This window comes from Mesorhizobium liriopis (assembly GCF_024053505.1).
Taxonomy (GTDB): Bacteria; Pseudomonadota; Alphaproteobacteria; order Rhizobiales; family Rhizobiaceae; genus Mesorhizobium_B; species Mesorhizobium_B liriopis.
This window is the reverse complement of sequence record NZ_JAMXQS010000006.1, coordinates 94224-119202: the sequence shown is the minus strand read 5'-3', so window position 1 is coordinate 119202 and position 24979 is coordinate 94224. Positions and strand designations below refer to the sequence as shown.

The window sequence follows — 24979 nt, the reverse complement described above, 5'->3', positions numbered from 1 at the left end:
TCACGAAAAATGCAAACATGCCGCGCGACAAGACGCGGCCAACTCCAGAGAGGGTAATTCGGAGAATGAAAAAGATACTGATCGGTCTCGCAGCCGCCATGGCCGTGTCGGCATCCGTGCCGGCCATGGCGCAGGACAAGACCAAGGCCTGCTTCATCTATGTCGGCTCGAAGACCGATGGCGGCTGGAGCCAGGCTCATGACATCGCGCGTCAGAAGGTTCAGGCGGATCTGGGCGACAAGGTCGAGACGAGCTTCGTGGAAAGCGTGCCGGAAGGTCCCGACGCACAGCGCACACTGGAGCGTCTGGCGCGCTCGGGCTGCAAGATCATCTTCGCGACGTCGTTCGGTTTCATGGACCAGACGGTCGCCGTCGCGCAGAAGTTTCCGGATGTGAAGTTCGAGCACGCCACCGGCTACAAGAGCGCGCCGAACCTCGCGACCTACAATTCGCGCTTCTATGAGGGCCGTTACATCCAGGGCGTGATCGCGGCCAAGATGTCGAAGAAGGGCGAGGCGGGCTACATCGCCTCCTTCCCGATTCCTGAAGTCGTGATGGGCATCAACAGCTTCCTCCTTGGTGCGCAGTCCGTGAACCCGGACTTCAAGCTGAAGGTCGTGTGGGCCAACACCTGGTTCGATGCTGCCAAGGAAGCCGACGCCGCCAAGGTGCTGATCGATCAGGGCGTGGACATCATCACCCAGCACACCGACTCGACGGGTCCGATGCAGGTCGCAGCCGAGCGCGGCATTCTCGCATTCGGTCAGGCCTCGGACATGATCAAGGCCGGCCCGAAGACCCAGCTGACCGCGATCGTCGACACTTGGGCGCCATACTACGAGAAGCGCATCGGCGCCGTTGCCGATGGGTCGTGGAAGTCGGAATCGATCTGGGACGGGCTGAAGGACGGCATCCTGACCATGGCGCCCTATACCAACATGCCGGACGACGTGAAGAAGCTGGCCGAGGAGACCGAAGCCAAGATCAAGTCTGGTGAGCTGAAGCCATTCACCGGCCCGATCAAGAAGCAGGACGGTTCGGAATGGCTCAAGGCCGGCGAGTCGTCCGACGATGCCACGCTGCTCGGCATGAACTTCTATGTCGCGGGTGTGGACGACAAGCTGCCGCAGTAAGCGAAAGGCAGATATAAGAAGGGCGCCCCTCAGGCGCCCTTTTTCGTTTCAGACGACCGTCGCGTAGAGGTCGTAAGCATCCGAGCTGTCGACCTTGGCGGTGACGATATCACCCACCCGCAAGGGGCGGCGTGACTGCAGGTGCACCGAGCCATCGATTTCGGGCGCGTCGTATTTGGTGCGGCCCTTGCCGTGCAGGCCGTTGGCCTCGTCGATGATGACCTGAAGCCGCTTGCCGACCTTCTTCTTCTGGATGGCCGCCGAAACCTTCTGCTGCTTCGCCATGAAGCGATGCCAGCGTGATTCCATCACCTCGGCGGGCACGGGTGGTAGCCCGAGATCGTTCGCCTGCGCGCCCCGCACCGGTTCGAACTTGAAGCAGCCCGCGCGGTCGATCTTCGCTTCCTCGATCCAGTCGAGCAGCATCTCGAAATCCTCATCCGTCTCGCCGGGGAAACCGACGATAAAGGTCGAGCGGATGGCAAGGTCAGGGCAGATCTCGCGCCAGCGGCGGATGCGATCGAGTGTTTTGTCGCCGTGCGCCGGGCGCCGCATATTGCGCAGGACCGTCGGCGAAGCGTGCTGGAAAGGAATGTCGAGATAGGGCAGCACCTTGCCCTCGGCCATCAGCGGGATCACCTCGTCAACATGCGGGTAGGGGTAGACGTAGTGGAGGCGCACCCAGATGCCGAGATCGCCCAGTTCGCGCGTCAGGTCGTAGAACTTAGCCCGAACCTCGCGGTCCTGCCACTTGCTGGCCTCGTAGCGGATATCGACACCGTAGGCGCTGGTATCCTGAGACACGACCAGCAATTCCTTGACGCCCGCCTTGGCAAGACGCTCGGCCTCGCGCAACACATCGGCGGCCGGACGCGAGACGAGATCGCCGCGCAGTGCCGGGATGATGCAGAAGGTGCAGCGGTGATTGCAGCCTTCTGAAATCTTCAGATAGGCATAGTGGCGTGGCGTGAGCTTGATGCCCTGCGGCGGCAGCAGATCGATGAACGGATCATGCGCGGGCGGTGCGGCTTCATGCACGGCAGCCATCACGCTTTCATAGGCCTGCGGCCCGGTGATCGCGAGCACGCCTGGATGCTTCTCACGGATGGCCTCGGGTTCGGCTCCCAGGCAACCCGTGACGATCACCTTGCCGTTCTCCGACATCGCCGCGCCGATCGCCTGCAGCGACTCGTCACGCGCGGAATCGAGAAACCCGCATGTGTTGACCACCACGAGATCAGCACCGTCATGCTTGCGGGCGATTTCATAGCCTTCGGCACGAAGGCGGGTGATGATGCGCTCGGAATCGACCAGCGCCTTCGGACAGCCGAGGCTCACGAAGCTTACGCGTGGGGCAGGGGTTGCCATCGAAACTCCAAAGCAAAAGCTCCGCAAGCGGCCGGGCCGCTGCGAAGCGCAATCATCAATCGGACGGTGCCGGAAGGGCGGCAGCGCCTGCCCTTCGCTCGGTGCTCATATGATCGAGAAAAACGGCGGCATCAAGACGCCGCCATTTTTGAGCTCAGTGACCGCCGCCGTGGCCGAACCATGGGCTCAGGAAGCCGAACTGGTCCGGCCATTCCTGAACAGCGCCATCGAGCAGCATCTTGATCGCGACATAAAGGATGATCAGCAAGCCGATATAGGCGATCCAGCGATACTTGCTGAGCAGGCGAGCCACGAATGTCGCTGCAAATCCCATCAGCGCGATGGACAAACCGAGGCCGATGATAAGCACCGTCGGGTGCTCCATCGCAGCGCCCGCAACCGCCAGCACATTGTCGAGTGACATCGAAACGTCCGCGATGACAATCTGCCAGGCCGCCTGCGCGAATGTCTTGCGCGGCATGCCGCCTTGCCCCGTGGCGCCGCCATGCTCGGCAGCTTCGATCGCGGCAGCCGCCTCTTCTTCCTTGTCGTGGCCACCGGCAAGTTCGCGCCACATCTTCCAGGAAACGTAGAGAAGCAGCAGACCGCCGGCGATCAGCAGGACCGGTCCGATCTGAAGCAGCCATGTCGTGGCCAGCGCGAAGCCGATACGCAGCACGGTGGCGGCGATGATGCCGACCAGAATGGCTTTCTTGCGCTGATCCGCCGGCAGGCCGGCAGCCGCCAGACCGATGACGATAGCGTTGTCGCCGGCAAGGACCAAGTCGATTGCGATGACTTGTAGGAGCGCGGTGAAACCCGCGCTGGTGAAAATTTCCATGAAGACGCCCTTCAGTGATAACCGGCCCGTAGCTTGCGGTTCGAGACCGCGTCAAGCACGAAGGCTAAGTCTTCAGCGCAAAGAAAAAGCCGGCCATGAAGGCCGGCTTGAATTAAGACGGATCCGAGGGGGGTGGGGGACGATCCGTCTGGCTCCAAAAATTGTCGGGCCGACAATTGGTTCCGCCACTTTCGAAAAAAATCGATCGACGGTATCAGCCTTTGACTTCGGTCTCAGGCCGGTCATCACCCTCCGACGACTCTTCGTGCCATTCACCATCGGCATCTTCATATTCGATGTCGTGGGTCTCGTCCGAAAGCTGCTGCTCAGAAGCCGCTCGCCGTGCGGCCTCAGCCGCTTGGTCGTGCGTATCGAAGGTCTCTGAAAAAGTGTCTCCCACTTTGTAAGCCCAACCGTCATTATGCTCGACAATTTCATAAGTCAGCTTCATCGCAACACGCTCCTTAAGCAGCTTCCCGCAGCACCTTGTCTATGGTGATCGGTAATTCGCGAATACGCTTGCCGGTTGCGTGGAAGATCGCATTGGCGATTGCCGCGGGCGTCGCGACGATCCCGATCTCGCCCAGACCCTTCACGCCGATCGGGCTGACCTTGTCGTCCTCCTCGGGCACGAAGATCACATCGATGTCGTAGATGTCGGCATTTGCCGGCACGTGATACTCGGCCAGATTGTGGTTCATGAAGCGGCCGAGATTGTGATCGGTCAGCGACTCCTCGTGCAGAGCCATTCCGATGCCCCATACCGTGCCGCCGGTCACCTGACTGCGCGCGGTCTTCGGATTGATGATGCGGCCCGCCGCGACGGCATTGACGATGCGTGGAATGCGGACAAGCCCGAGTTGCTCGTCCACCCGCACCTCGACGAAAACCGCGCTGTGCGTATAGGCCGCATATTGAGCTTGCACCTTGGAATCCGGCTGCGCCGTCGCCTGTTCCTCGATCTCGCTTTGACCCGAATGCCGCACGACGTCCGACAAGTCGAGTGATCTGCCCGCATCGTCGGCCATCGCGATACGTCCGTTGGCAAACACCACGTCCTCGTATTTCGCATCCGCAAGTGGCGAGCCTTCGATTTTCTGCGCCTCTTGCAGCAATGTCTTCTTCAGCGCCTCGCAGGCCATCTGAACCGCCGTTCCAGCCGAGGCCGCCGTCCACGACCCGCCCTCGACGGGCGATTTGGGCAGCGTCGTATCCGCGAGCTTGGCCGTCACCTGTTCCATGTCGAGACCAAGCGCGTCCGCGCCGATCTGGGTCAGGATCGTATAGGTGCCGGTCCCGATATCCGCTGTCGCCGTGCCCACTTCGAGCCGGCCATCGCTCGTCAGCACCGCCTTGGCGCTGGTTTTGCTGAACTGCGCTTCCCAACAGCCCGATGCCATGCCCCAACCGATCAGTTCGCGGCCTTCGCGCATGGAACGCGGCGCGGGCGAGCGCCGGGACCAGCCGAACTTCTCGGCACCCAGCTGGAAGCAGGCCCGCAGCTCCTTGGAGGTGAACTCCTTGTTCGTCGTCTCGTCGCGCGTGCTGTAATTGCGCAGCCGCAGCTCCAACGGATCGATGTTTCCGGCATAGGCCAGTTCGTCCATCGCGCTCTCGATGGCGAACGTGCCAAGCGGCGCGCCGGGCGCGCGCATGTCCCCGGGCGTATAGGTATCGACCTTTGCGATGCGGTAATCGAACTGCTTGTTCTCGGCATCGTAAAGGATGCCCGACCAGTTCACGACCACCTCCTGATAGTCTTCGAACCGCGAGGTCACAGCCACGGCTTGGTGCCGCAGTGCGCTCAACCGCCCTGTCTTATCCGCGCCGAGCAGCACCGTGTTGATCGTTTCCGGCCGATGCGTGAAGGTGAACATCTGATCGCGGGTCATCTCGACACGCACGGACCGCTTCAAATCCAACGCAGCCATCACGGCCAGAAAGAGCTGATACTGCGGTCGCAGGCCCGAGCCAAAGCCGCCGCCGACGAACGGTGACACCACATGGATGTCGCTCGCCGGCAGGCCGAACACGCCCGATACATAGGACTGGGTGTTCATCACACCCTGAATCTTGTCGTGGATCGTCAGCTTGCCGCCGGCCTCGAAAATCACCGTCGAAGCATGCGGCTCCATTGGGTTGTGATGCTCGTTGGCGATCGAGTAGTCGTTCGCGATACGCAAGGGCGCTTTCGCGTAAGCCGCCATGGCGTCGCCCTTGCTGGCCGGCGGCTTCATGCCCTGCCGCTTCTTCGGCGGCACATAGGCCGCAGCGCGCGCCAGCTTCAAATCCGTTTCGTGCGCCCCGGCCTCGTAGGTCGCTTCGACCAGCGACGCGGCATAGCGGGCAACGTCGAAACTCTCGGCCACCACCAGCGCGATCGGCTGCCCGCTGTAATAGATCTGTTCGTCATAGAGAGGCCGGAAGGGCGTCCCGGGAGGGGCGACCTCGTCCTGGTAGCTCGAGCTGAACCAGGCCGTCGCCGGTCGATTGTCATGCGTGAACACTTTGAGCACGCCCGGCACGTCGAGCGCTTTCTGTGTGTCGATGGACGTGATCCGGCCTTTGGCGATGGTGCTCGACACCACATAGCCGTGCAACAAGTCCGGTGCATTGAACTCGGCCGCATATTGCGCTGCGCCAGTGACCTTGGCGCGACCATCCACGCGGTCGCGGGGTGAACCGAAATTCCGTTCGTTTCTCAGCATGGTGCTCGCCTCAAACGATGTGCTTGTCGATATTGGACTGCGGCGTGCCGGCCGAAGCCTGCTCCAGCGCACGGATGATAGCCTCGCGGGCCATGCGGATCTTGAAGGCGTTGTGTTCATAGCCCCGCGCGCCGTCGATCAGTGCATCGGCGACCCTTGCGAACAGGCCTGAGTCTGCTGCCTTGCCCTCAAATAGTGCTTCCGCTTCTGCTCTTCGCCACGGCTTATGGGCAACACCGCCAAGCGCGATCCGCGCGCGCTTTACCGTGTCTCCCTCCTTCTCAAGCGCAACCGCGACTGAGACGAGGGCGAAGGCATAAGACAAGCGATCACGCAGTTTCAGGTAAGTATAGTTGGCGCTGAACTGCGTCGACGAAGCGGGCAGGGTGATCCCTGTCACCACTTCGCCATCCAGCAGGGTGTTATCCTTCTGAGGCGTATCGCCAGGCAAGCGGTGATAGTCCGCAAACGGAATATCGCGTTCGCCATCAGGCCCCGTCACATGCACCACAGCTTCAAGCGCAGCCATGGCGACACACATGTCAGACGGATGTGTCGCGATGCACGCTTCGCTCTGTCCGAGGATCGCGTGGATGCGGTTAAGACCTGTTTTCGCGGGGCAACCAGTGCCGGGCTCGCGCTTGTTGCAAGGCGTGCCCGCGTCATAGAAGTAGTAGCATCGGGTCCGCTGGTTGATGTTGCCGCCCACGGTCGCAGCGTTTCGCAGCTGCGGTGTGGCACCCGCCAGCAACGCGCTCGACAGGAGCGGAAAACGCTCGGTCACACGCGCGTCGTAGGCCAGGGCACTATTCGAAACGAGTGCGCCGATCCTGAGCGAGCCATTTTCGCCTTCGATGATCTCCTGAAGCGCCTCGACATGCGTGATGTCGATCAGCCGCTCAGGCCTTTCGACATTGTACTTCATCAGATCGACGAGGTTTGTCCCTCCAGCGATGATCTTGGCCGCTGGTGCGTCCTTCAACGCCGAAACCACTTCGCCGACATCAGATGCACGTAGATAGGAGAACCGGTTCATTCCGCAGCCTCCAGATGACGCGAACCCGACTGCTGCTCGGCAAGCACCTCCTCGATGGCATCGACGATGTTGGGATAGGCGCCGCATCGGCAGATATTGCCGCTCATCATTTCGCGGATGTCGTCGCGACTTTTCGCGCGACCTTCGTTCACCAGTGCCACCGCTGAACAAATCTGGCCGGGCGTGCAGTACCCGCACTGAAAGGCATCATGGCTGATGAACGCCGCCTGCATCGGATGAAGATCTTCGCCTTCGCCGGCCAAACCCTCGACCGTCGTAATCGCTTTGCCGTCCTGCATGATGGCCAGCTGCAGGCATGAATTCATGCGCTCACCATCAATCAAGACGGTGCAAGCGCCGCACTGCCCGTGATCGCATCCTTTTTTGGTGCCGGTCAGCCTAAGGTCATGGCGCAACAGATCGAGAAGGGTCGTCCACGGTTCGACCTGAAGGGTTTTGTTCTCCCCATTCAGCGTAAGCGAAACAGTCTGCGCATGGAAAGGCGCGGAGGTGGCTTTGGCGGGAGGCGCCATGGCTGGATCTCCAAAATTGGTCGCGAAATGGATCGACCAATACGCCGACCCCAGGCCCACCACGAACGGTGGCCTGCGCTGTTCGTTCCAGGTGATAACGCTGAACAAGATCGCAGATGCGGCGATGCCGCAGTGGCGGAGGGAGTGGGATTCGAACCCACGGTGGAGTCGCCCCCACGCCGGTTTTCAAGACCGGTGCCTTAAACCGCTCGGCCATCCCTCCATCGTGATTTTTCAACCACTTGGCAGTGCTACAGCCCCACTGATCTGGTCAGTTGGCACCGAATTGGCACCGGAGCGGTCCGAGGACTGTTGCGGGCCCTCCTGTAGAGCGCGAGACAGCGCCGCGTCAACTATCGCGGCCGCAGCTTCCTGCTGTCCAGGCAGTACGTGCGCGTAAATCGTCAGGGTGACCGACGGATTAGCGTGGCCGGCGCGCGTTGCAACCACGTGAACCGGCACGCCGCTGCGCAGCAGGTGCGTGATGTGGGTATGTCGCAGACCATGGAAGGTGACGTGCGGAACGCCTGCGGCCTTCGCCTCGCGAGCGAACTCTTTTGAGAACGGGCGAGGGGCACGCATGCCGCCGTCAATCGTCGGGAAGACGAGATCATGGTTTGCCTTGCCCATGCCGAGCTTCAAGCGCAGTTCGGCTATCTCTTTCTTGTGCCGCTTCAACTCTGCGACCAAGCGCGCTGGCAGCGAGATCGTTCTCCTGCCTCTATCGGTTTTCGGCTCTTTGACGCGAACGCCTTCCTTCGTCTCTTCCACGACCTGGCGCACTTGCAGGGTCAATGCGTCGAAGTCGACATCGCGCCAGCGCAGAGCCAGCACCTCGCCGCGGCGCATTCCCGTCGAGGCCGCCACCATCACAGGCATGTAGATCGATCGGCCCTTTAGGTGCTGCAGCAGCTTCGCCAACTCGCCATCGTCAAGAACCTGGATCTCTTCCTTGCGCACCTTCGGCACTGCCTGCACCTCAGCCATAGGCGAAGCGCGGAGCTTGCGCGCCTTCACGGCCGACGCAAGAATCTGGCTCAGCAGCCGGTGAACGTGCATCACGGTTTGCGAGGCCAGCCCGCCTTTGCCGTCTCGCCGCCCCTTGGTCCGCAAGTGCTGGTAGAACTCATCGATCTTCGTGCCGTCGAGCTTCTGCAGTTCGACCTTGCCTAGCCGGGCGGCAATGTGATGCGCGGCGATCTCGCGGTAACGCTCAAGGGTTTTTGGCGATGCCTTTGCGGGCGCGATCGAAGTGAGCCAATGGTCGGCATACTCGCCGACCGTGCTGCCCGACTTCGCAACGAAGCTGCCCTCATCAACTTGGTTGAGCTGTCGGATCAGCTCAGCTTGCGCCTCTTTCTTCGTGCCTTTCACAGTGACGTAGACTGTGCGCCGCTTGCCCGTTTCGGGATCGGTGCCGCGGTCAAACTTCAGACGCCAGGACCGCTCGCCTCGCTTCGTGATACTGCCGGTCATTTCGTGCGTTGCGCGTCAATTTTGGCGCGCTCCTCTGCGGCATCTTGAAGAGCTTGCTCGAACTCCTCGACGCTCTCCATGGCATTGGCTGTGGAGTCTGTCGCGGCCATGTCCTGAAAGAGTGCGACCAGCGCCCGGCCACCTGCGATGAGCGGGCCCATGGCAGCATGAACCGCATAAGCAGTTTCGCCTTCAGATGCTCGGAGAAGCGCCGACAGCTGATTAAGCCCAGCAAGCGATTCCTGTATCGCCTTCCTTGCATGGTCGCGCGATGCCCGCGTCTCAACATCGTAAACCAACCCGATCTGAACAAGCCTTCGGACCGCCTCAGACTTAGACCTGATACGGTTTTGGAAACTCCATTCATCAATCGCCGCCAGTTCGGACGGCGAGATGAACATGTTGAAGCGTTCGCTCTTCTGCTGCGGCTCGTCGGCCATTCGATAAATTCGCATTTTTCTCGATATACGTAACTTGCGCATAAAATATGTTGCACGCAAGTCAAGCTGTGCTAGATTTTCCTACATAGGTTCATATCCTACATAGGAGATAGCAGTGACTCTTGACGACGCCCTGAGCAGCCCAACTATCAGCGTGCCGGACGCTGGCCGCATCTTCTTCGGCATGTGCCGTTCGAAGGCGTATGAGGCCGCGAGGAACGGTCAAATCCCCACCATCGAGATCAACAAGTCGTTGCTCGTGCCCGTTGCGATCGTGGCGAAGCAGCTGGGGCTCAAGACGAAATTTGAGAGCGCAGTCTGATGAGCCCGCAACCCGCCAATGCCAACGCCAACAGGCGGACAAACGGCGGACAAACGGCGGAAAAATGCGGGACAAACGGCGCCGGGCCTGCCCGATCGGTTCCCCGCATCGAGGACGTCGTCGTACGTCTGACCGACGTGGAGTGGCCAGAGGCGAGCGCTGATGAAGCGTCACCCGTCGATGCTTTCGTCACCGTCGCCGCCTTCCTCAGGGGACGCCATCCGGATCTTACGGACAGAGAGCTTTTTGAGATCGTTCGGCGGTTCGCAGGCCGGATGAGGAGGGCGTGCAAATGAGCGGCGGCCGGGACTGGGACCGCAACCGATCGCGCCAGCTCGTCCGCGACCGCGGCGCTGATGATGTGACCGATCAAGGCATCCCGCTGAGCGCTCTGGTAGGGCCTCTCAAGAAGCGAAAGTCGAAGGCCGAACTGCGCGAAGAAGCGGATGCGGCGATCGCAGAGTGGCAGCGCCGGAAAGGCCAATCGACATGAGCGCCGTCGCGCGGAATGTTCGAGCACCGGGGGCCATCGGAAGCCTAGCGAGCGATGTTGAGAGCAAAGCGGACGGTCGCGGCGCCGGGTCGCTGGACGCAGCCCGAGCGCCAGCACCCTGGTTTCGACTCCACGCGGCGCGTTTCCTTTCGCAGACCAGCCGTCTGTCGCCTGTCGAGTTCACCATCTACGTTCGCTTGCTTGCCCACATGCATGAGGATCAAGGTCCGCTGAAGGAGGATCATCGCCGCCTCGCAACTGCCTGCCACATATTCAAAACCAGCTCGTTCAAAACCGCTCTCGACAGCCTCGTCGAGCAGGGACTGGTCACAAGATCGTCCGGTGGCCTTTGGGCTGATGCTGCTCAAATGGAGGAGGAATTCAGGCGCAATAGGAGCGAGTTGGGGCGACAAAAAGCAGCCAAACGTTGGGAAAAAAACAAAGAAAAACAAAGACCCGACGATGCTGAGGCATACAGAGAAAGAGAGAAGAGTAAGAGAGAGATGACAGAGTCAGAACGAGACGTTCTTAATGAACGTCATCGTTCTTCTGATAACTCCAGCTCTATGAGTACCGGATCCAGCTCTACGTTGGACCGTAGTAGGGACGCTCGACCTTCGGCCGCGTCCCCTACCACCAAGCAGAAATTCTTTCGTGAGGATGACGAGGTGCCAATCCCCAGCATTGGCGTCTGCGTCGTCCTCGAAGAGCTTGGGGGCAACCGCTACACCGTCCGGCACATGGATACAGGGGAAAGCTACCAAATTCTGTCTGCCGCCGACGGCTCGATCCAGTTTGTCGACGAGGACAGCGAGGAAGACTACGATGACGTCCCGTTCTGATCCCTGTGCGCAACTCGATCTGTTCGATTGGCTCGCCACCCAGCCAGCACGGAAGTCGGGCGAACTCGTCGCCTTCCCGGCGTTTGCGATGAGGCGAGCGATGCGGGATATCGCTGCCGAAACTCTCGCACTGCCGCTTGATCGTCAGCAGAAGTACCTCAACAAGGAAGTCGCATTGATGCGTCTGCGCATGCAGCGTCAGCGTTTTCCAGCCGCCGAGATCGAGCGCCAGACCAGCATCTTTCGAGAAGGCATCGTCTGTGCCATGCGCCGTCAGATTATTCTCGGTATCCTTGGCGAGCAGCATGGGGACGCGGCGTGATGTCGACGCGGCCGCCCATCCTCAGCCTGCCGGACGAGATCACCAACCTCGACCGGGCGGCACATCAGATCGGCAGGTCGAAGGATACGGTCCGCCGCTGGTGCCACCTATACGGAATTGCGCACCAACCAACCCCGGGCAGTCCATTGGAAATCAATCGACTCGCTTTGGAAATGGCCCGATATGGAGATGTTAGAGCGATTGAGCTTCTTCGCGAAGGACGCCGGGATGCACCTGAGGTCAAGCGTTATGCTGAGCACATCGGCCTACCGACATGAGGGTCATGCGGGCCACGCTCAAAGCAATTCGCTGCACTGGATTCAGGCCACAGGATCTTCCGCAGCCGTAGCGAGTTCAGGGTGGCACTCAAATATCATGCGATTCTTGGAGCTCTCAAGAGACTCCAATGCTGCTTTTTTTTGAGGGTCGTGCGGCAAGTGATCAATGTGGCCCGAGAAACGCCCGGTGTGTGGCGTAAACACTATCACAGAGCACTTTCGGCCGTGCTGGTCGATGGAAATTCGAGGGGTTAGACGGGTCGCTTGGCGGGCGAGATCGGGTTGATGGCCTCGTCCGGCTGAGCCTTTCACTGAAGAACGCTTTCGATCGAATGTGGCGAGATAGTCCAAGCATCGGGTGTACCGTCAGGCAAAAGATACGATGCGGCCCCACTTGAGTGAGGCCGCAGTCATTCAGTTCAGAAGAGATTACTTGCCTTCTTTGTCAGGGCCGACGAAGTTTGGATCATCGACCGACCCGGCAGACCTAGGCCAGCTGTCGCTGCTGGCGCCCAAAGCATTGCCCGTTGAGGCGCTACCGCTTGTGGCGTCGCCGCCGGTGACTGCTCCTCCGTTCGGCGTGGTATCCGAGTTGCCTCCGATGCTGCCTGAGCCTGCGTCACCATTTGTGCCGCCGCCGACTGTCCCACCAGTGCTGCTGCCGGTCCCGCCAGTCGCACCACCATCCCCTGGGTTATGGCCCTCAGAGGTGCCACCATTGCCAGATCCACTGCCGCCGGTGCCAGCGTTACCACCAGACGTGCCGCCGCCTGACGAATTGGCATCCCCACCTGTAGCGGAGCCAGAACCGGCCGATCCGCTCGATCCATTGCCGCCGGTCGCGCTGCCGCCGCCTGAGGACGTTCCATTCCCGCCGGTAGCCGACCCGGAGGAGGCGTCACCGGACGTTCCGCTGCCGCCGGTTGACGAGCCACCACCCGAGTTTGAAGCGTTTCCGCCGCCGGCCGAGCCCGACGAAGCATCGCCAGAGGTGCCAGAGCCACCACTGGCTGAACCACCGCCTGAGCTGGAGGCGTTGCCACCCCCGGCCGATCCGGAGGACGCTGAACCAGACGAGCCGTTACCGCCTGAGGCCGAGCCGCCCCCTGAGCCCGATGAGGATGCGTTCCCCCCACTGGCGTTGCCTGATGAAGCTGAGCCGCTGGTGCCGCTACCGCCGGTGCTGTCAGCGAAGCTGACCGCTGTCCAGCCGACAAGCATCGTGCCGACTGCGAGCGTGGTCAGTGTTTTCTTGATAAACATTGTCATTTCCTCGAAAACTTGTCTTTCCAAAAGCGGAAAGGTCAAGATTAAGTCTGACCCCTCGTCGAAGTTCATCTAAATATTACGGTATCCAATCACGTTAATATTTGTACCTCCAAAGCTGTAGTGAGATAACTTACGTTATAAGTACCTCTTGTAATCAAGATATGAATGCTCTTGCAGGATGAAGACATTCCATCATTGATCACTCTTCGATCGTCGAGGCTTCCCGGCTGGATCTGCGCAAAAGTCAGGGCTGACTGACGGGCCAGCGGGAGTGTTGACGTTCACTCAATCCGTGCCCACACATGCATAACCCTGCCTAGTCCTCAGGCCTGACGTTCTCGTCCATTCTCTTCCCGATCAATCGAGAGGAGCGGCCTTCGTGTCCCAGACACCTCTTCCCATTTCCGAAAGCCCTGATGCCACCGTCGCGCTGATGCTCAATGGTGGCCGCGTCACATCTGCCTTCCGCGCGTCCCTGTTCGATGCTGCAGCGCGTGAGGGCATGAGCGTGAACGAGTTTGTGCTGCGCGCCACAGCCCAGCGCCTGCGCGCTCGGGGCGCATCCTTCGGCGGCGTGTTCCGCGCCGGCGACATCTCCGACCAGGCGGCCTGACCGTGGCCAAGACAGGATCCATCACCATGAAGATTTCGAAGCTCTTGGGCAAAGACCCGGTGAGCACCATCGAGGCTGCCATCGCCAACCTCGCCGCGCGTCGCGAGACGCTGAACGGCCGGCTGGCGGATGCCACTGCCAAGTTCGAAGCGGCCCGCTCGGCGCGCAAGAGTGCGCTGGCATCCGACCCCACCGCTGACCTCTCAGCTCTCACCCAGGCGGTGCGCGATAACGAAGACGAGATCGAGACCATCCAGGGTGTGCTTCACGATCTCGATGAACAGCACGCCGAGCAGGAAGAGCTTTTGGCGAAGGCGAAGGACGAGGATGTCCGTGCCGCCTCGGCCAAGGAACTCGAACGCGTTGCGGGTGCGGTCGACAAGGCCGCAGTCGAACTGAATGATGCGATCGCAGCGCTCGCTAAGGCCGCCTCGAAGATGGTCGGCGCCATTCCGCCCAGCCTGCATGTGATCGACTTCTCCGAGCAGCTGGGCGACGGCGAGAGCGACAAGGAGCGCCTCGTCGCGGCCGTCATCGCCGAGGGCATCGCTCATGCTATCCCATCTGCCTTCCCGACCGAATACTTCGCCAAGTACGACGGACACGCCTCGGCGCTGCGTCGGCTGCTCGATACGGACGGCCGGGCCCGGTACTACGCCACTGGCGAGCTTCCGATCCCGACCGATGCGCGGACCTTCGCGGCGAACTTTATCAGCGAGCGGCTGCGCGACCGGGCGAAAGACATCGTGGCAGGCGAGCTGTCCCCCGATCTCGATGACACCGACCTCGTGCCGGTCCGCTTCAGGCCCAAGATCGTGCCGACTTTCCCGCTCGTGCAGATCTACTCGCTTGTCCACTTCGCCTACCGGACAGCCGAAGGCGAGGCCTACACCATCATCACTTCGCGCTGGTCGCACAATGTACCGGAAGACGTCGCAGACGCTGCGGTCGAAGCTGGCGTGGCGCTACGCATTGACACTCCGGAAGGCGAAAAAGCCTTCAGGGATCAGCAGGAGGCCCGCCGTCAGTCGCCGACCGCTTTCTTCGCACCTTCGGTCAGCCTGGCGGACTGCGTGAACCTCGGCAACGTTCGGGCACTGGCGGTTGCCGAAGTCGAAGAGGAGGCCGCCTGATGGCTTCCCGATCCAGCAAGAAGCGTGCTCGCGCGACAAGGGTGAGCGGCGAGTGGGACAAGTACAAGCACCTGCGCGCCATGCTATCCCGTCCTGCGGGCAAGGATGAGCTGGGTCGGTATCGAGAATCCTTGCCGATCTTTGCGCGGCAGGGTGTGCCCCTGGGGGCGCGGGCATGACCGAGTTCGTTCAGTTCCGCATTGCCTTCGAGCACAGGCACGAATGCGGCCAGCACGTGATCTATCCGGCCTTCTGGTCGGGCAACGTCAAGCCAGAGGTCGCAGAGGCCGCGCGTGCGGCTGGTGTCCTTGCCCCCGTCAAGGAATCGAAGACGAAAGGTCCGAGGCGGAAGGGCAACCGCATTGGCCGACAGCGGAACCCGCGCGCGCCGCTGACACTGGGCATGGGGTTCGGCAGCATCGTCCGCCGCTCGTCGGAATTCGCCTCGAGCTATCTGGGCGGATCAGCACGGCCAGCAACACCGTCCGCAGCGAGTGCACCTCACACCGAACCGTACGAGTGCCGCGGCCCTGTCCGCGCTCTGGAGAGCGAGAGCCGGGTGTATGGCCGCCCCAGCCCGCATGCGTCCCTCCGCGCTGCCCAGGACCGCTTTGCGCGCGCCGAAGCAGTCTTCGCCAAGCACGGCGTGGAGATGCCGGAATCCTTCCCGGATGAGACCAACACCTTCACGGAAGCCAGCCGGTTCAGGAGAGACCTATGACCATCCCCACCGCAACCCCGCTCGATCGTCGCGCGATGGTCGACAACCTGTCACGCCAGATCCGGGATCACGCCCGCTCCGCCAGCCGTACGGCAGCCTATCGCCCCGGCATCGCCTTTAGCGGTGTGAGGTCCGTTCCGCCTATTGCCGCTGTGGCGCAGACCCCGCCTGCGCCTGCGCCTGCACCTGCCCAGCAGCAACCGCTGCGCGTCGATATCGTCGCCCAAGCCAAGCAGCGGCAAACGGAGGCTACCGAGCGTGCCAAGGCGAACATGCGACGGGTGATCGGCCAGCAGGACGGAAACCCGTTCCTCGGCATTCCGAACCCGAATGCAGCGGACGGAAGCCTCGCAGCCAACATGCGCCGTCTCTGCGGCCTGCCTGAGCCGGAGCGAGGCCAGTGATGACCGAGGATCATGAACCCCTGGAGGTAGTGGACCAGGGTGAGGAGTCCGCATCGTTTCGGTCCGGTGCGGACTCCGCTCCTTCCAACGTGACCGATCTGCCCCTGCGGCGGACATACCTCGACGCATGCCGCGATCAGGGTGTGTTCCAGAAGGACGAGGAGACGCGAGCTGAACTGTTCGAGACGCGGGGCGAGATCGCAGCCAAACGCACCGAGATGCACATCGAGAGTGGAAGGCTCAACGGCAAGGCGAAGTTCAGCCTCGTCCCAAGTGCTGAGCCGAAGGCGCCCACCCTCACACACGCTGAGGAGCTTGAAGCTCGCGAGCAGGAAGTGATGAAGCGCGTCGCCGGCATCATGCAGCTCTATGCCAATGCCGGGATGGGTGACTGCCACTTCCCGCTTCTCATGCACCTCGTCTGCAAAGCCCCCATAAAGCTCGCTGAGTGCGAGGGCCTGTTCGAAGCTGTTCTGTCGGACGTGGGCAGAGGATCGCGCCAGCAGCCCGCCCTAACCGACAGGGAGGCACATGAACGCCGACGCCTCGGCCTCGACCACGAGGAGGCCTGACCCGATGTCCCTCGACCCCGCCCAGACCGCCCCAGACACCCCCCTGGGTTCAGGTACCTTTCGAGCCGTCCCCCTCCTACTGCGGGTCGGGGCGACCCCGAAATCCCGTCAGAGACAGACCTCGAAAAAAGGCATGTTATGTTGGAAACGCTGACAGTCTCCACGCTTGAGATGGGCCGCATCTGCGGGCTCTCCGAGGTGCATTTGGGCCGCCTGTCGAAGGCCGGCACGATCCCCGAACCTGTTTCCCGCGGAAAGTGGTCCGTCGAGCGCACGGTGCAGGCCTATGTCGCTTACCTGAAGGCCGGCGGTGAGAACGCAGAGCAGAAGCGTGAAGAGCTGCGTCTGACGACTGCCAAGCGCGAGAAGACCGAGGCCGCGCTCGACGAGCAGCGCATGCGCACCGCGCGGCTCCGGAACCAGCTGCTGCCACGCGACGAGGTGCTGGCAGGTATCACGGCCGCCTTCGCGAGGGTGCGGGCAAAGCTCCTCGCCATTCCAACCAAACTGGCACCGCGGGTGCTTGGGCTGACCAGCGCGGCCGAGATCGAGGCGACGATCCGCGCGGCCGTCCACGAGTGCCTCGACGAACTGGCTTCAACGATCGTGGTCGGTATCGGACCAGACGAGATTAAGCGCGCATCTGAAGCCGAAGAGGAGAACTGATCATGGCAAACCGAGAGGTCACAGCCACCCTCAAGATTCAGTCCAAACTCGGCTCCATGGCCGCGTTCGAGCAGGCGCGGAAGAAGATCAGGGAAGTCGAGCGGCAGACTGGCGCCTTCAATCGCACACAGGCTGCGCTATCGAAGACCATGGCATCGTCCGAAAGCGCGCTGCTCGCCTACGGCAAGACCGCTGGTGCGCTCGCGATCGGCGCCGGGTTCGTCGGGGTGGCGAAGTCGGCGGCCGACTACGAGTCCCGCCTTGCTGGCATCCAGAAGAAGCTCGGTGGCACCGCCGAGGAAGCGGCCAAGCTCGGCGACGAGGCGCGCAAGCTCGCCACCAGCGGCGAGTTGGCCATGCCACTTGAGGAAATCCTCAGTGCCTATGAGCGCGGCGCCGCAGCTGGGTTGCCGCTTGATGATCTGCGCGAGTTCGCAAGGCTTTCCGCGACAGCGGCTGACGGCTTCGAGATGAGTGCGGAAGACGTCGGAAATGCCGCCGCAGGCTTCAAGGTCTCGATGGGCGTTCCGATTGCCGAGATGGAGCGATACTTCGACCTTATCAACGGACTGGCGGACAGCGGCATCGCCGACGAGCGTGACATTGTGAAGTTCCTCGACAATGCCGCTGCACCATTGCGGAACCTCGGCCTCGCGAAAGAGGATGTGGCGGCCCTCGGTTCAACGCTCCTGAACCTAAAGCTGCCCGCTGACGTGGCAGCCCGAGCGATGGGCACGCTCAGCACTAAACTTCTGACGCCGGAAGCTACGAAGCCGTCCCGCGCTGCTTTCAAAGAGCTCTATGGCAGCGCCGACAAGTTCACCGATCTGCTCAAAAAGGACGCGCGTGGCGCGCTGATCGACTTCTTGAAGCGCGTTCGCGAACTGGACAAGTTCAAGCAGGCCGACATCCTGAGCAAAATCCTCGGTCAAGGTTTCTCCGACGAGGTGCAGCGTCTCGCCGGTGGCATGGACGAGCTGATCAAGAACTTCGACTACGTGGACAGCAAGGACTGGTTCGGCTCGTTGAGCAATGCCTACCAGATCAAGCTGAAGACCATGGAATCGCAGTGGCAGCTGTTCAAGAACCAGGTCGGCGAGCTTGCGATCGATGTCGGCATGCGCGGTATGCCTGCAATGAAGGCGGGTCTGGAAGGCGCCAAGAAGCTCGTCGAGGAGATTGACCACGGCTTGGAGAACTTCCACACGCAGATCGACATGAACGAGTTTGATGCGGCCTCGGCGGCTGTCGGTGACCTTGCCACCAAGATCGGCGAGCTGCTGAACCTCAACACGTCAGGCTCAAGCATCGGCGACTTCTTCCGCGACACGGCGAAGATCGTGAATGACATCTCGACCGGCATCAACAGCGTGGCGCGTGGCATCGAGATCATCCGCGAAGGCATCTCGAATCCTTCCTCTCTGCTCGAACCCGCCGATGTGCCCTATGCGAGCATCCCCGATGCGATGAAGGAAGAGAACGGCGGCTTTGTCGCCACGCCATGGGATGCAGCGCAGCGACGCTCCGCTCGGCGTGCGGCGGAGAACCGACGCAACGCGCAGGTGCTGTCCGACCGCGACCTCTCCGAGCGCGACTTCCTCCGCGGCGATGGTCTTGTATCCGAGCCCAAGATCATCGTTGAGGAGGATCGGGACACCCGATTCAATGCAGCATCCGTCCCGCCACCGGGTCGAGGCGGCCGGCATGGAGCCGCGCCGGCTGCCGAGTGGCCGGACATTACGCGTCACTGGCCGACGACATCGGTGCTGCCCACGCCATCGCGCAACCCCCGCTCGCTGCCCGATACGATGGATCTGTCTGGCACCATCTCCAACGACGTGGATGCGCTGCGCAACGCGATGTCCGACGGCGGCAGGGATGCTGGCCGATCGGTCGCAGACGCCGCTGACCGGCTGCAGCAAGCGGGCGATCAGGCCGCCAGGGCCATCGAGGATGCTGGCACCAGAGTTGCGCGCGAGCTGAGCAGTCTGACGATCAATGCGAGGATCACGAACCCAGGCAGCGGCGGGGCACCGGCTCGCAATCTTGGGCCCTCCATGCCCAATGCAGGCAGCCCGAGCTATGGCGGGCCGCGCTGATGCTGGAAAGCGTTGTTCTCACCGTGGGCGGACGGCAGCTGCCGCACACCCGCTGCTCGCTTCGCTCGTCCGCGCGCGAGGCAGTCCGCGAAGCTTCGTTCTCGATAGCCTGGAACGAGCCGGGCTTGCCATGCATCTACGACGAGCCCGCCACCATCGATGTCTCCGGCGAGCGCTGGGGCACGGGCTATGTCGGCTCGATCCAGCCCAGCATGAACCCAGAAGACCGCTCCTATGAGGTGTCTTTTGTCAGCCGGACGATCGACGCCACCGAATGCTCGATCGACCATCCGACAGGCCTCGCCGTGAACGTCGACATCATGGGAGTGGCGAAGGCGTTCGACACGCTTGGCATCGGCATCGAGGGTGACGTCGAAAGCGAAACCAAACCACGCCACAAGATCAATCTGGGCGAAACGCTATTCGACACGATCGAGGATGTGGCGCGCGGCGAAGGCATCCTCATCTACGACACGCCGAAGGGAAAGCTTCGCCTAGCCAGCAAGCCGGACGGCCGTCACGTCGGTGCGCTCACACAAGGCCACAACATCATCGAGGCGTCCGCGCAGTTGTCCGGGGCGACCAGGCATTCCAGCGTCAAAGTGCGCGGACAGTCTTCGATTGGTGTGACCGGCTCTGCGCTCCGCCCCGAGGCGGAAGCGATTGACCCAGGCGTCAGACGCAAGCGCCCGCTGATCATCATCTACGAAGGAGAGGCCAACTCGATCAACCTGAAGAGGCGCGCTGCCTGGGAGGCGCGCAGGGGCGCTGGCAGAGGCACAAGCGCGACAATCACTGTGCCCGGTTGGCGTGACGCTGGCGGCACCCTCTGGACCCGCAACTTCATTGTCCCCGTCGAAAGCGACTGGCTCGGGATCGCTCAGGACATGATCGTCAGCGACGTGGCGCTCGTTCAGGATGCGGACAACGGCACGACTACCACATTGAACCTGCAGGATCCCCGCGCGCTGGGTGGCGAGAACCCGCGGGGCAAATCAAGCACCGGCTGGGACACCCCGGCTGCCCTCGAACCCACATACAGGATCGATAGCGATGACTGACGAACCGCACTTCGTCGACGCTGACCGCTTCGACGAGGCCTTGAGCGAGGCACATGAGGGTGTCGTCGCACTGATGCTCCACACCTTGGCACTGCCCGAAGAAGCCGACCGCGTGCCCCATATCGTCAAGCAGATCGACCTTTACAGCGCGCTTTCGAAGGCGCTCAACGAGATCGCCGAGACCGTGACAGGCGTAGACCTCAGCGAGTGCCAAGCGATCTTCGACAAGCAGGCGCAAGGCATGAAGGCGCAGGCGCTGCTTTCGATGGGCGAGCCGTCCACCGTGGCGCACTAGGAGGAAACACCATGGCTTTCATGATCCAGGCTGATGACTTCGCGCGCGTGGAGCGGATGCTTAACCAGATGCCAGCAGACCTGAAAGCCAAGGTGGCACAGCGGGCGCTTGGCCGAGTCCGTGGCATGATGAAGACACAGATCGCCCGCCACGCTTCCCAGCGAACCAAAGCCGCGCAGCACCTGTTCAAGGGTCAGATGACGGTGGGCTTCGCGAACGATGCAGAGGAGCTACAGGTCAGGACGAGATGGCTGACGCGCTATAAGCAAACGGCGGGCAAGGCTGGCCGATTGCAGGCGATGATGAAGCGCGCCGGCCGCCATCACGGGGCATTCGTGCAGACGATGAAGAGCGGCCATGTGGGCGTCTTCATGCGCACCAGCGACAAACGCCTGCCGATCCGCGAGCTCTATGGTGTGAACATTGCCGAGCACATCAACCGCAACCTTGATGAGTACGCCGAGCTGGTGATCGAGATCGCCGACAAGTACGTGGTGCCGCGCCTGCTGCATGAGATGGAGCGGGCGATCAGTATCAAGTAGCGGGATGCCCTCTGACCTTAATACCGTCTGCCGGAAGGTGGACGAGGGACTGGGACTGCCGGCGAAGGTCGAGACGGAACTGGCGAGTTATGCCGGATAAGCGCGCCCGTTGCCTACCAAATGTTAAGAGCACATACTACGGGCGCGGTGTCGTCTGATCCCGGCGCCGTCAGAAGAGCTCCGGATAGGTAGAGGGGTGGTCCGTTCTGGAGCTCTTCATGTCTCAGAACTGGGGGCCCGGCGCCTGCCTTGGGGGTTGGTAGGGAAGGCGCCGGGTTATCCGCCGGCCACAGCTTGCAGGGAGTAGCCAGCGCTGAGAATGAATCAGACGCTGGCTGCTTTGCCAATCCTAACTATTGTTTAGATCGGGAATGCTTTCGCTGATTGGGCCATCACTTTGTGCGGAAGATCACATTCCCTAAGGATAGCCATGCTACGAAGCCCGCGTTGCTCCCTGCAAACGAGCAGCCTAAAGCCTCAGGCTCGGCTTCGGTCGGGTCTGGGGTTTTTTGCATAAAACCTCGCGCGCTCCGTTAATTTTCAGGAAACCCTGACGGCAGGTCGTAGCTGACACCCTTGGCACGCTGGCTATCGTAGTTTCGACTCGTCAGGGGTGCTGCTAGCTATGGCGCCAGCTCATCGAACAAGCCCGTTCTTCTTTCACGTCCGCCATGGTCGGTTTGAGCCCGACAACGAGGGCAGGCAGATATGCTCGCGCAAGGAAGCACGGCGTGAAGCGCTGAAGCAGGTGGGAGAGATGCTCGCCAAGACAGGCACTGATCGGTGGGACGGCAATGAGTGGCAGATGTTCGTCACCGATGAGAACGATCGGGTGACGTGCGTCATCTCGGTCAGCGTTGAAGACCGATAGGCCCTTGTGTCCCCATCATCGACGTAGGAGGGTCGCGAGAAACCGCAACCAGGCATTTCCATGAGCGTCGATTTCCTTGATGAGACCGCCGACATCGTCTGTGCTTACATCGGCAACAACCATGTTGCGCTAGACCAGCTGCCTAAGTTTATCGCCGACGTGCATCGTGGGATCGCTGCTGCAGCAACCGTGCAGCCGTTGCGCGTTCCCTCGCAACAGGTTGCGGCGGGCCAGAAGCCGGCAGTAAACCCGAAGCGCTCGGTCTTCCCTGATCACATCATCAGCCTCGAAAACGGCAAGGCTTACAAGATGCTGAAACCGCACTTGGGACGCCTTGGACTTACACCAGACGCATACCGGAGAAAGTGGGGACTTCCCGCAAGCTACCCGATGACCGCGCCCGACTATGCGGAAGCCCGCTCTGAGAATGCGAAACGTATTGGGCTAGGCAACGCCCGGAGGGCAGATCGGACGAAAGCAGCGAAGAAGCGCTCCAAGGCGTAGGGATGCGCACCCCATATCCTGGGTCTCCCAGTATGGGCGAAACTATCCTAGCCGCCGGCCCGTAGTTTCATGTCTCGGGAGCAATGCTCCCGGCAAGGATAGAGTTTCCGAGCTCTAAGCCCGTCTGGTGATAGCCAGGCGGGTTTTCTGTTGCCTGCACTGCTTTATGTCAAAGCAGATCGTGGTTTGAGATCGTACGGGAGCGTGATGCCTCTTTATTTCTTCGACACCTTTGAGAACGGCACGCACATCGTGGACGATCACGGACACGACTGCGTCTCCCATGAGGAGGTCCGGCTCGAAGCGATGAGGGTGCTGCCTTCGATCGCTCGAGAAGAGATCCCGAAGGATGGTGACCGACAAGCGTTCACGGTGCTGGTGAAGGATGAGGCGGGGGCACCGGTCTATTCTGCGACGCTTACATTCGCCGGGCTGTGGTTGGGTGGCAATGGAACTGAGTGAACGCCTCACGCTTGCAGTCATGCCTCCCACACTCTCTTGCGAGGCTAATCCCGACCTTACCCGTCCGGTGTCACCACGCTGGGCGGGTTTTTTATCAATCCGTAAGAAGCAGTCAGCTATCGGGGCCGCGCCTCTCGGCTTCTGCACCCCGGAAGTTGAGATGCCGACAAGGGCCCGTCCGGTGGCCAAACACTGGACGGGCTTTGCTTCCGCTCTGACGTTGTGACTGATGAGCACCAACGATCCGCTGTCAGACGATATGAGCCACGACGATGCGCGTGCGCTCGGCCGGGCAGCCGGCACCAATCCTGCCAAGTATGCGGTAGACTGCCCACCCTTCCCATTCCGGCATCTTCGGATGGCGTGGATGGATGGCTTTAGCGAAGGACGTATCGAACTGCGGCGCAGAGAGTCAGCGCACCGCTAATCCTCGACGGCATGCTGCTTGGGCAGCAGATAGATGTGATCGACCTTCATCGACTTCGCGAACGAGTGCGCAGCTTCCAGAGCGCGTGTCATGGTCGTGTAACTCTGCCCAGTCACTTCGAACTCGTCGGGTTCGCCGTGGAGCTTAGCTGATAGCTTGAAGTGGCCGTTCTCGGACTGACGTACGATCAGATGTTCAATGTCATCAGGCGTGGGTTCCTGATGATGCCAGGGAACGATCTTCGACACAGCTGGCCCTCCGTTTCACCGGGCGGTGAGATAGAAGCAGACAGCGGATATCAACCCGTACTCGGATCACACTTTTCGTTGTCATCCTTCACGGGCGTTCGATCATTCCACCAGACGCAACGGCCTGAACTTGATCTTTTTGATGCGAAGTTCGACAACCATCAGCCGGTTGCGGAACGCCATGAGGCTGCCGTCAGAACGAACCTTGCTTGTTGCCCTGGCTTCGGTTCTTGTTGCCGCCTCGCAATTCGCGATGATCGCTCGCAAATGCTTGGCCTCGTCTTCAAGTCCAGCTACCTCGTCAGTCATTTCTGCAATCATTTCGATATGTGCAGGCACTGGGCAGTGGAGACTATCGCGATGCCCGTCAGCGGCTTTATCTGGCCCCGGCCGTTATGCGTTGAGGGCTCCAAGGTATGTGTGACCATTGATCCAAACCCTGCGAACTGCGTCCTAAAATGTTTACTCAGATCGAGGCTACAGCTCGCTCATATGCATCGATGAGCGATGCCGATTGCCCGGGCTTCTCGCTCAAAAGGTAATCCGGGTTGAACCCAGCGAAGTGCGTCAGTCTATCCAGGTCAGTGATCTGCACTTGCTGCCGCGTGAACTCGATAAGTCCGCGTGCACGCAGTTCCTGCAAAGTCCGATTGATATGAATCGCGGACAAACCAGTCGCTTCTCCCAGTTGACCCTGCGTTAGCGGCCACGGGAAGGACAGCGCATTCTCAATACGATCAGCCTGACCGACATGCTCCAAACGCGTGGCCATCTCACAGAAGAGATGGGCGATGCGCTGGGCGGCGGGCCGACTGCCGAGGTTGACTTCCCACTCGCGTGCGATGGCCCCATCGATCAATGTCTCTTTCCAGAAAGCTAGAGCAAGGGACGGAAACTCGGTCATCAGGTGCCTGAGCGCAGAGTGGGGAATGAAGCCGGCCTCCACTGAGGTGACCGTGGTGATGTTGTGATCCATCTGAGGCAGCATGAGACTTTGCAGATCCGGGATCGTGCTTGGAATATGCAAGGCCGTGATCTGCCTGACGCCGCCTTCGAGTACCTTGTTGCGACTGACCCAGCCGCGAAGGACAACACAGCACTGCGACGGCCGGTCTCCTTGGCGCACGATGTCCTGATGCGCGGGGAAGGTCCGCACATTGCCGACGAGGCGTCCCAAGGCGTAGCTGATAGGGCTCGATAGGTTTGAAACGGCATTCAGCCGAAACGTAAACACGCCAACAGGCCCGCTTGAGTGCGAAGACATGGCTTCATTCCTGCAAGGGCAGGCGGAAGCGTGATT

At 61.2% G+C, this 24979-nt stretch carries 31 protein-coding genes and 1 tRNA gene; 20 read left to right on the top strand and 12 right to left on the bottom strand.

Annotated elements, in window-relative coordinates; all coding sequences use genetic code 11:
• Window positions 1-65: 65 nt before the first annotated feature.
• Window positions 66-1133: a BMP family ABC transporter substrate-binding protein gene (locus NGM99_RS12740; protein ID WP_252819478.1), complete on the top strand. Its 1068-nt coding sequence runs from the start codon at window positions 66-68 to the stop codon at window positions 1131-1133.
• Between the two features lie 48 nt (window positions 1134-1181).
• Here NGM99_RS12740 and rimO read toward each other — a convergent pair whose 3' ends face one another.
• From rimO to NGM99_RS12695, 9 genes are all read right to left on the bottom strand, one after another.
• On the bottom strand, window positions 1182-2501 hold the full coding sequence (gene rimO / locus NGM99_RS12735; protein WP_252819475.1) for a 30S ribosomal protein S12 methylthiotransferase RimO: 1320 nt from the start codon (window positions 2499-2501) through the stop codon (window positions 1182-1184).
• Window positions 2502-2655: 154 nt separating this feature from the next.
• The gene (locus NGM99_RS12730; protein WP_252819473.1) at window positions 2656-3342 is read right to left on the bottom strand and encodes a TerC family protein; all 687 of its coding nucleotides are present in this window, start codon (window positions 3340-3342) and stop codon (window positions 2656-2658) included.
• Window positions 3343-3556: 214 nt separating this feature from the next.
• Window positions 3557-3793: a DUF2188 domain-containing protein gene (locus NGM99_RS12725; protein ID WP_252819472.1), complete on the bottom strand. Its 237-nt coding sequence runs from the start codon at window positions 3791-3793 to the stop codon at window positions 3557-3559.
• A gap of 13 nt (window positions 3794-3806) precedes the next feature.
• Window positions 3807-6050, bottom strand: a complete 2244-nt coding sequence (locus tag NGM99_RS12720; protein ID WP_252819470.1) for a xanthine dehydrogenase family protein molybdopterin-binding subunit — start codon at window positions 6048-6050, stop codon at window positions 3807-3809.
• 10 nt (window positions 6051-6060) lie between these two features.
• Window positions 6061-7086, bottom strand: coding sequence for an FAD binding domain-containing protein (locus NGM99_RS12715; protein WP_252819467.1), 1026 nt, complete (start codon window positions 7084-7086; stop codon window positions 6061-6063).
• Entirely contained in the window at window positions 7083-7619 is a 537-nt protein-coding gene (locus NGM99_RS12710) for a (2Fe-2S)-binding protein (RefSeq protein WP_252820042.1), read from the bottom strand. Before NGM99_RS12710 ends, NGM99_RS12715 begins: the two co-directional genes overlap by 4 nt.
• A 133-nt stretch (window positions 7620-7752) precedes the next feature.
• Window positions 7753-7842: transfer RNA gene (locus tag NGM99_RS12705), tRNA-Ser, on the bottom strand.
• An 11-nt stretch (window positions 7843-7853) separates the two neighbouring features.
• Window positions 7854-9095, bottom strand: coding sequence for a tyrosine-type recombinase/integrase (locus NGM99_RS12700; RefSeq protein WP_252819465.1), 1242 nt, complete (start codon window positions 9093-9095; stop codon window positions 7854-7856).
• Window positions 9092-9535, bottom strand: a complete 444-nt coding sequence (locus NGM99_RS12695; RefSeq protein ID WP_252819463.1) for a hypothetical protein — start codon at window positions 9533-9535, stop codon at window positions 9092-9094. Before NGM99_RS12695 ends, NGM99_RS12700 begins: the two co-directional genes overlap by 4 nt.
• A gap of 115 nt (window positions 9536-9650) precedes the next feature.
• Between NGM99_RS12695 and NGM99_RS12690 the strand changes: the two genes are divergently transcribed.
• The 19 genes from NGM99_RS12690 to NGM99_RS12605 all read left to right on the top strand — a co-directional run bounded on the left by NGM99_RS12690 (window position 9651) and on the right by NGM99_RS12605 (window position 23004).
• A complete protein-coding gene (locus tag NGM99_RS12690; protein WP_252819461.1) occupies window positions 9651-9857 on the top strand; it encodes a hypothetical protein in 207 nt (68 codons plus the stop codon).
• A gap of 292 nt (window positions 9858-10149) precedes the next feature.
• Entirely contained in the window at window positions 10150-10350 is a 201-nt protein-coding gene (locus NGM99_RS12685; protein ID WP_252819459.1) for a hypothetical protein, read from the top strand.
• Entirely contained in the window at window positions 10347-11192 is an 846-nt protein-coding gene (locus NGM99_RS12680) for a DUF1376 domain-containing protein (RefSeq protein ID WP_252819457.1), read from the top strand. The genes NGM99_RS12685 and NGM99_RS12680 overlap by 4 nt, the downstream gene beginning before the upstream one ends.
• Window positions 11176-11514: a hypothetical protein gene (locus NGM99_RS12675; protein WP_252819456.1), complete on the top strand. Its 339-nt coding sequence runs from the start codon at window positions 11176-11178 to the stop codon at window positions 11512-11514. The genes NGM99_RS12680 and NGM99_RS12675 overlap by 17 nt, the downstream gene beginning before the upstream one ends.
• A complete protein-coding gene (locus NGM99_RS12670; RefSeq protein ID WP_252819454.1) occupies window positions 11514-11792 on the top strand; it encodes a hypothetical protein in 279 nt (92 codons plus the stop codon). The genes NGM99_RS12675 and NGM99_RS12670 overlap by 1 nt, the downstream gene beginning before the upstream one ends.
• A gap of 718 nt (window positions 11793-12510) precedes the next feature.
• The gene (locus tag NGM99_RS21605) at window positions 12511-13134 is read left to right on the top strand and encodes a hypothetical protein (protein ID WP_289852467.1); all 624 of its coding nucleotides are present in this window, start codon (window positions 12511-12513) and stop codon (window positions 13132-13134) included.
• 306 nt (window positions 13135-13440) lie between these two features.
• Entirely contained in the window at window positions 13441-13674 is a 234-nt protein-coding gene (locus NGM99_RS12660) for a hypothetical protein (protein ID WP_252819452.1), read from the top strand.
• A 26-nt stretch (window positions 13675-13700) separates the two neighbouring features.
• Window positions 13701-14807 carry a hypothetical protein gene (locus NGM99_RS12655; protein ID WP_252819450.1) on the top strand — a complete coding sequence of 369 codons (1107 nt, stop codon included), beginning with the start codon at window positions 13701-13703 and terminating at the stop codon, window positions 14805-14807.
• Window positions 14808-14982: 175 nt separating this feature from the next.
• Window positions 14983-15528: a hypothetical protein gene (locus NGM99_RS12650; RefSeq protein WP_252819447.1), complete on the top strand. Its 546-nt coding sequence runs from the start codon at window positions 14983-14985 to the stop codon at window positions 15526-15528.
• Window positions 15525-15932, top strand: a complete 408-nt coding sequence (locus tag NGM99_RS12645) for a hypothetical protein (protein WP_252819446.1) — start codon at window positions 15525-15527, stop codon at window positions 15930-15932. The genes NGM99_RS12650 and NGM99_RS12645 overlap by 4 nt, the downstream gene beginning before the upstream one ends.
• Window positions 15932-16504 (top strand): hypothetical protein, encoded by a 573-nt coding sequence (locus NGM99_RS12640; protein WP_252819444.1) that lies wholly within the window; start codon window positions 15932-15934, stop codon window positions 16502-16504. The genes NGM99_RS12645 and NGM99_RS12640 overlap by 1 nt, the downstream gene beginning before the upstream one ends.
• Before the next feature lie 141 nt (window positions 16505-16645).
• Complete coding sequence (locus NGM99_RS12635) at window positions 16646-17170, top strand: hypothetical protein (RefSeq protein WP_252819442.1); 525 nt, start codon at window positions 16646-16648, stop codon at window positions 17168-17170.
• Between the two features lie 2 nt (window positions 17171-17172).
• Complete coding sequence (locus NGM99_RS12630; RefSeq protein ID WP_252819440.1) at window positions 17173-19269, top strand: phage tail tape measure protein; 2097 nt, start codon at window positions 17173-17175, stop codon at window positions 19267-19269.
• Window positions 19269-20330, top strand: a complete 1062-nt coding sequence (locus NGM99_RS12625; protein WP_252819438.1) for a phage baseplate assembly protein — start codon at window positions 19269-19271, stop codon at window positions 20328-20330. The genes NGM99_RS12630 and NGM99_RS12625 overlap by 1 nt, the downstream gene beginning before the upstream one ends.
• Window positions 20323-20625, top strand: a complete 303-nt coding sequence (locus tag NGM99_RS12620) for a hypothetical protein (protein ID WP_252819436.1) — start codon at window positions 20323-20325, stop codon at window positions 20623-20625. The genes NGM99_RS12625 and NGM99_RS12620 overlap by 8 nt, the downstream gene beginning before the upstream one ends.
• 11 nt (window positions 20626-20636) lie before the next feature.
• The gene (locus tag NGM99_RS12615) at window positions 20637-21167 is read left to right on the top strand and encodes a hypothetical protein (protein ID WP_252819434.1); all 531 of its coding nucleotides are present in this window, start codon (window positions 20637-20639) and stop codon (window positions 21165-21167) included.
• A gap of 625 nt (window positions 21168-21792) precedes the next feature.
• Window positions 21793-22038 carry a DUF6894 family protein gene (locus tag NGM99_RS21940; RefSeq protein WP_435371427.1) on the top strand — a complete coding sequence of 82 codons (246 nt, stop codon included), beginning with the start codon at window positions 21793-21795 and terminating at the stop codon, window positions 22036-22038.
• A 60-nt stretch (window positions 22039-22098) separates the two neighbouring features.
• On the top strand, window positions 22099-22542 hold the full coding sequence (locus NGM99_RS12610; RefSeq protein ID WP_252819432.1) for a Ros/MucR family transcriptional regulator: 444 nt from the start codon (window positions 22099-22101) through the stop codon (window positions 22540-22542).
• A 207-nt stretch (window positions 22543-22749) separates the two neighbouring features.
• A complete protein-coding gene (locus tag NGM99_RS12605) occupies window positions 22750-23004 on the top strand; it encodes a DUF6894 family protein (RefSeq protein ID WP_252819430.1) in 255 nt (84 codons plus the stop codon).
• Window positions 23005-23427: 423 nt separating this feature from the next.
• Here NGM99_RS12605 and NGM99_RS12600 read toward each other — a convergent pair whose 3' ends face one another.
• From NGM99_RS12600 to NGM99_RS12590, 3 genes are all read right to left on the bottom strand, one after another.
• On the bottom strand, window positions 23428-23679 hold the full coding sequence (locus tag NGM99_RS12600) for a hypothetical protein (protein WP_252819428.1): 252 nt from the start codon (window positions 23677-23679) through the stop codon (window positions 23428-23430).
• Between the two features lie 102 nt (window positions 23680-23781).
• Entirely contained in the window at window positions 23782-23988 is a 207-nt protein-coding gene (locus tag NGM99_RS12595; RefSeq protein ID WP_252819427.1) for a hypothetical protein, read from the bottom strand.
• A 157-nt stretch (window positions 23989-24145) separates the two neighbouring features.
• On the bottom strand, window positions 24146-24943 hold the full coding sequence (locus NGM99_RS12590; protein ID WP_252819425.1) for a Crp/Fnr family transcriptional regulator: 798 nt from the start codon (window positions 24941-24943) through the stop codon (window positions 24146-24148).
• Window positions 24944-24979 lie beyond the last annotated feature (36 nt).

Excerpts from the sequence above, each read along its gene's own strand:
- NGM99_RS12590 (WP_252819425.1), bottom strand. The coding sequence starts at position 24,943 with ATGTCTTCGCACTCAAGCGGGCCTGTTGGCGTGTTTACGTTTCGGCTG.
- NGM99_RS12720 (WP_252819470.1), bottom strand. The coding sequence starts at position 6,050 with ATGCTGAGAAACGAACGGAATTTCGGTTCACCCCGCGACCGCGTGGAT.
- NGM99_RS12625 (WP_252819438.1), top strand. The coding sequence starts at position 19,269 with ATGCTGGAAAGCGTTGTTCTCACCGTGGGCGGACGGCAGCTGCCGCAC.
- NGM99_RS12685 (WP_252819459.1), top strand. The coding sequence starts at position 10,150 with ATGAGCGGCGGCCGGGACTGGGACCGCAACCGATCGCGCCAGCTCGTC.
- NGM99_RS12655 (WP_252819450.1), top strand. The coding sequence starts at position 13,701 with ATGAAGATTTCGAAGCTCTTGGGCAAAGACCCGGTGAGCACCATCGAG.
- NGM99_RS12680 (WP_252819457.1), top strand. The coding sequence starts at position 10,347 with ATGAGCGCCGTCGCGCGGAATGTTCGAGCACCGGGGGCCATCGGAAGC.
- NGM99_RS12695 (WP_252819463.1), bottom strand. The coding sequence starts at position 9,535 with ATGGCCGACGAGCCGCAGCAGAAGAGCGAACGCTTCAACATGTTCATC.
- NGM99_RS12610 (WP_252819432.1), top strand. The coding sequence starts at position 22,099 with ATGAGCGTCGATTTCCTTGATGAGACCGCCGACATCGTCTGTGCTTAC.
- NGM99_RS12620 (WP_252819436.1), top strand. The coding sequence starts at position 20,323 with ATGACTGACGAACCGCACTTCGTCGACGCTGACCGCTTCGACGAGGCC.
- NGM99_RS12650 (WP_252819447.1), top strand. The coding sequence starts at position 14,983 with ATGACCGAGTTCGTTCAGTTCCGCATTGCCTTCGAGCACAGGCACGAA.
- NGM99_RS12640 (WP_252819444.1), top strand. The coding sequence starts at position 15,932 with ATGACCGAGGATCATGAACCCCTGGAGGTAGTGGACCAGGGTGAGGAG.
- NGM99_RS12740 (WP_252819478.1), top strand. The coding sequence starts at position 66 with ATGAAAAAGATACTGATCGGTCTCGCAGCCGCCATGGCCGTGTCGGCA.
- NGM99_RS12715 (WP_252819467.1), bottom strand. The coding sequence starts at position 7,086 with ATGAACCGGTTCTCCTATCTACGTGCATCTGATGTCGGCGAAGTGGTT.
- NGM99_RS12700 (WP_252819465.1), bottom strand. The coding sequence starts at position 9,095 with ATGACCGGCAGTATCACGAAGCGAGGCGAGCGGTCCTGGCGTCTGAAG.
- NGM99_RS12675 (WP_252819456.1), top strand. The coding sequence starts at position 11,176 with ATGACGTCCCGTTCTGATCCCTGTGCGCAACTCGATCTGTTCGATTGG.
- NGM99_RS12630 (WP_252819440.1), top strand. The coding sequence starts at position 17,173 with ATGGCAAACCGAGAGGTCACAGCCACCCTCAAGATTCAGTCCAAACTC.
- NGM99_RS12615 (WP_252819434.1), top strand. The coding sequence starts at position 20,637 with ATGGCTTTCATGATCCAGGCTGATGACTTCGCGCGCGTGGAGCGGATG.
- NGM99_RS12725 (WP_252819472.1), bottom strand. The coding sequence starts at position 3,793 with ATGAAGCTGACTTATGAAATTGTCGAGCATAATGACGGTTGGGCTTAC.
- NGM99_RS12670 (WP_252819454.1), top strand. The coding sequence starts at position 11,514 with ATGTCGACGCGGCCGCCCATCCTCAGCCTGCCGGACGAGATCACCAAC.
- rimO (WP_252819475.1), bottom strand. The coding sequence starts at position 2,501 with ATGGCAACCCCTGCCCCACGCGTAAGCTTCGTGAGCCTCGGCTGTCCG.
- NGM99_RS12645 (WP_252819446.1), top strand. The coding sequence starts at position 15,525 with ATGACCATCCCCACCGCAACCCCGCTCGATCGTCGCGCGATGGTCGAC.
- NGM99_RS12710 (WP_252820042.1), bottom strand. The coding sequence starts at position 7,619 with ATGGCGCCTCCCGCCAAAGCCACCTCCGCGCCTTTCCATGCGCAGACT.
- NGM99_RS12730 (WP_252819473.1), bottom strand. The coding sequence starts at position 3,342 with ATGGAAATTTTCACCAGCGCGGGTTTCACCGCGCTCCTACAAGTCATC.
- NGM99_RS12605 (WP_252819430.1), top strand. The coding sequence starts at position 22,750 with ATGCCTCTTTATTTCTTCGACACCTTTGAGAACGGCACGCACATCGTG.
- NGM99_RS12595 (WP_252819427.1), bottom strand. The coding sequence starts at position 23,988 with ATGACTGACGAGGTAGCTGGACTTGAAGACGAGGCCAAGCATTTGCGA.
- NGM99_RS21940 (WP_435371427.1), top strand. The coding sequence starts at position 21,793 with ATGGCGCCAGCTCATCGAACAAGCCCGTTCTTCTTTCACGTCCGCCAT.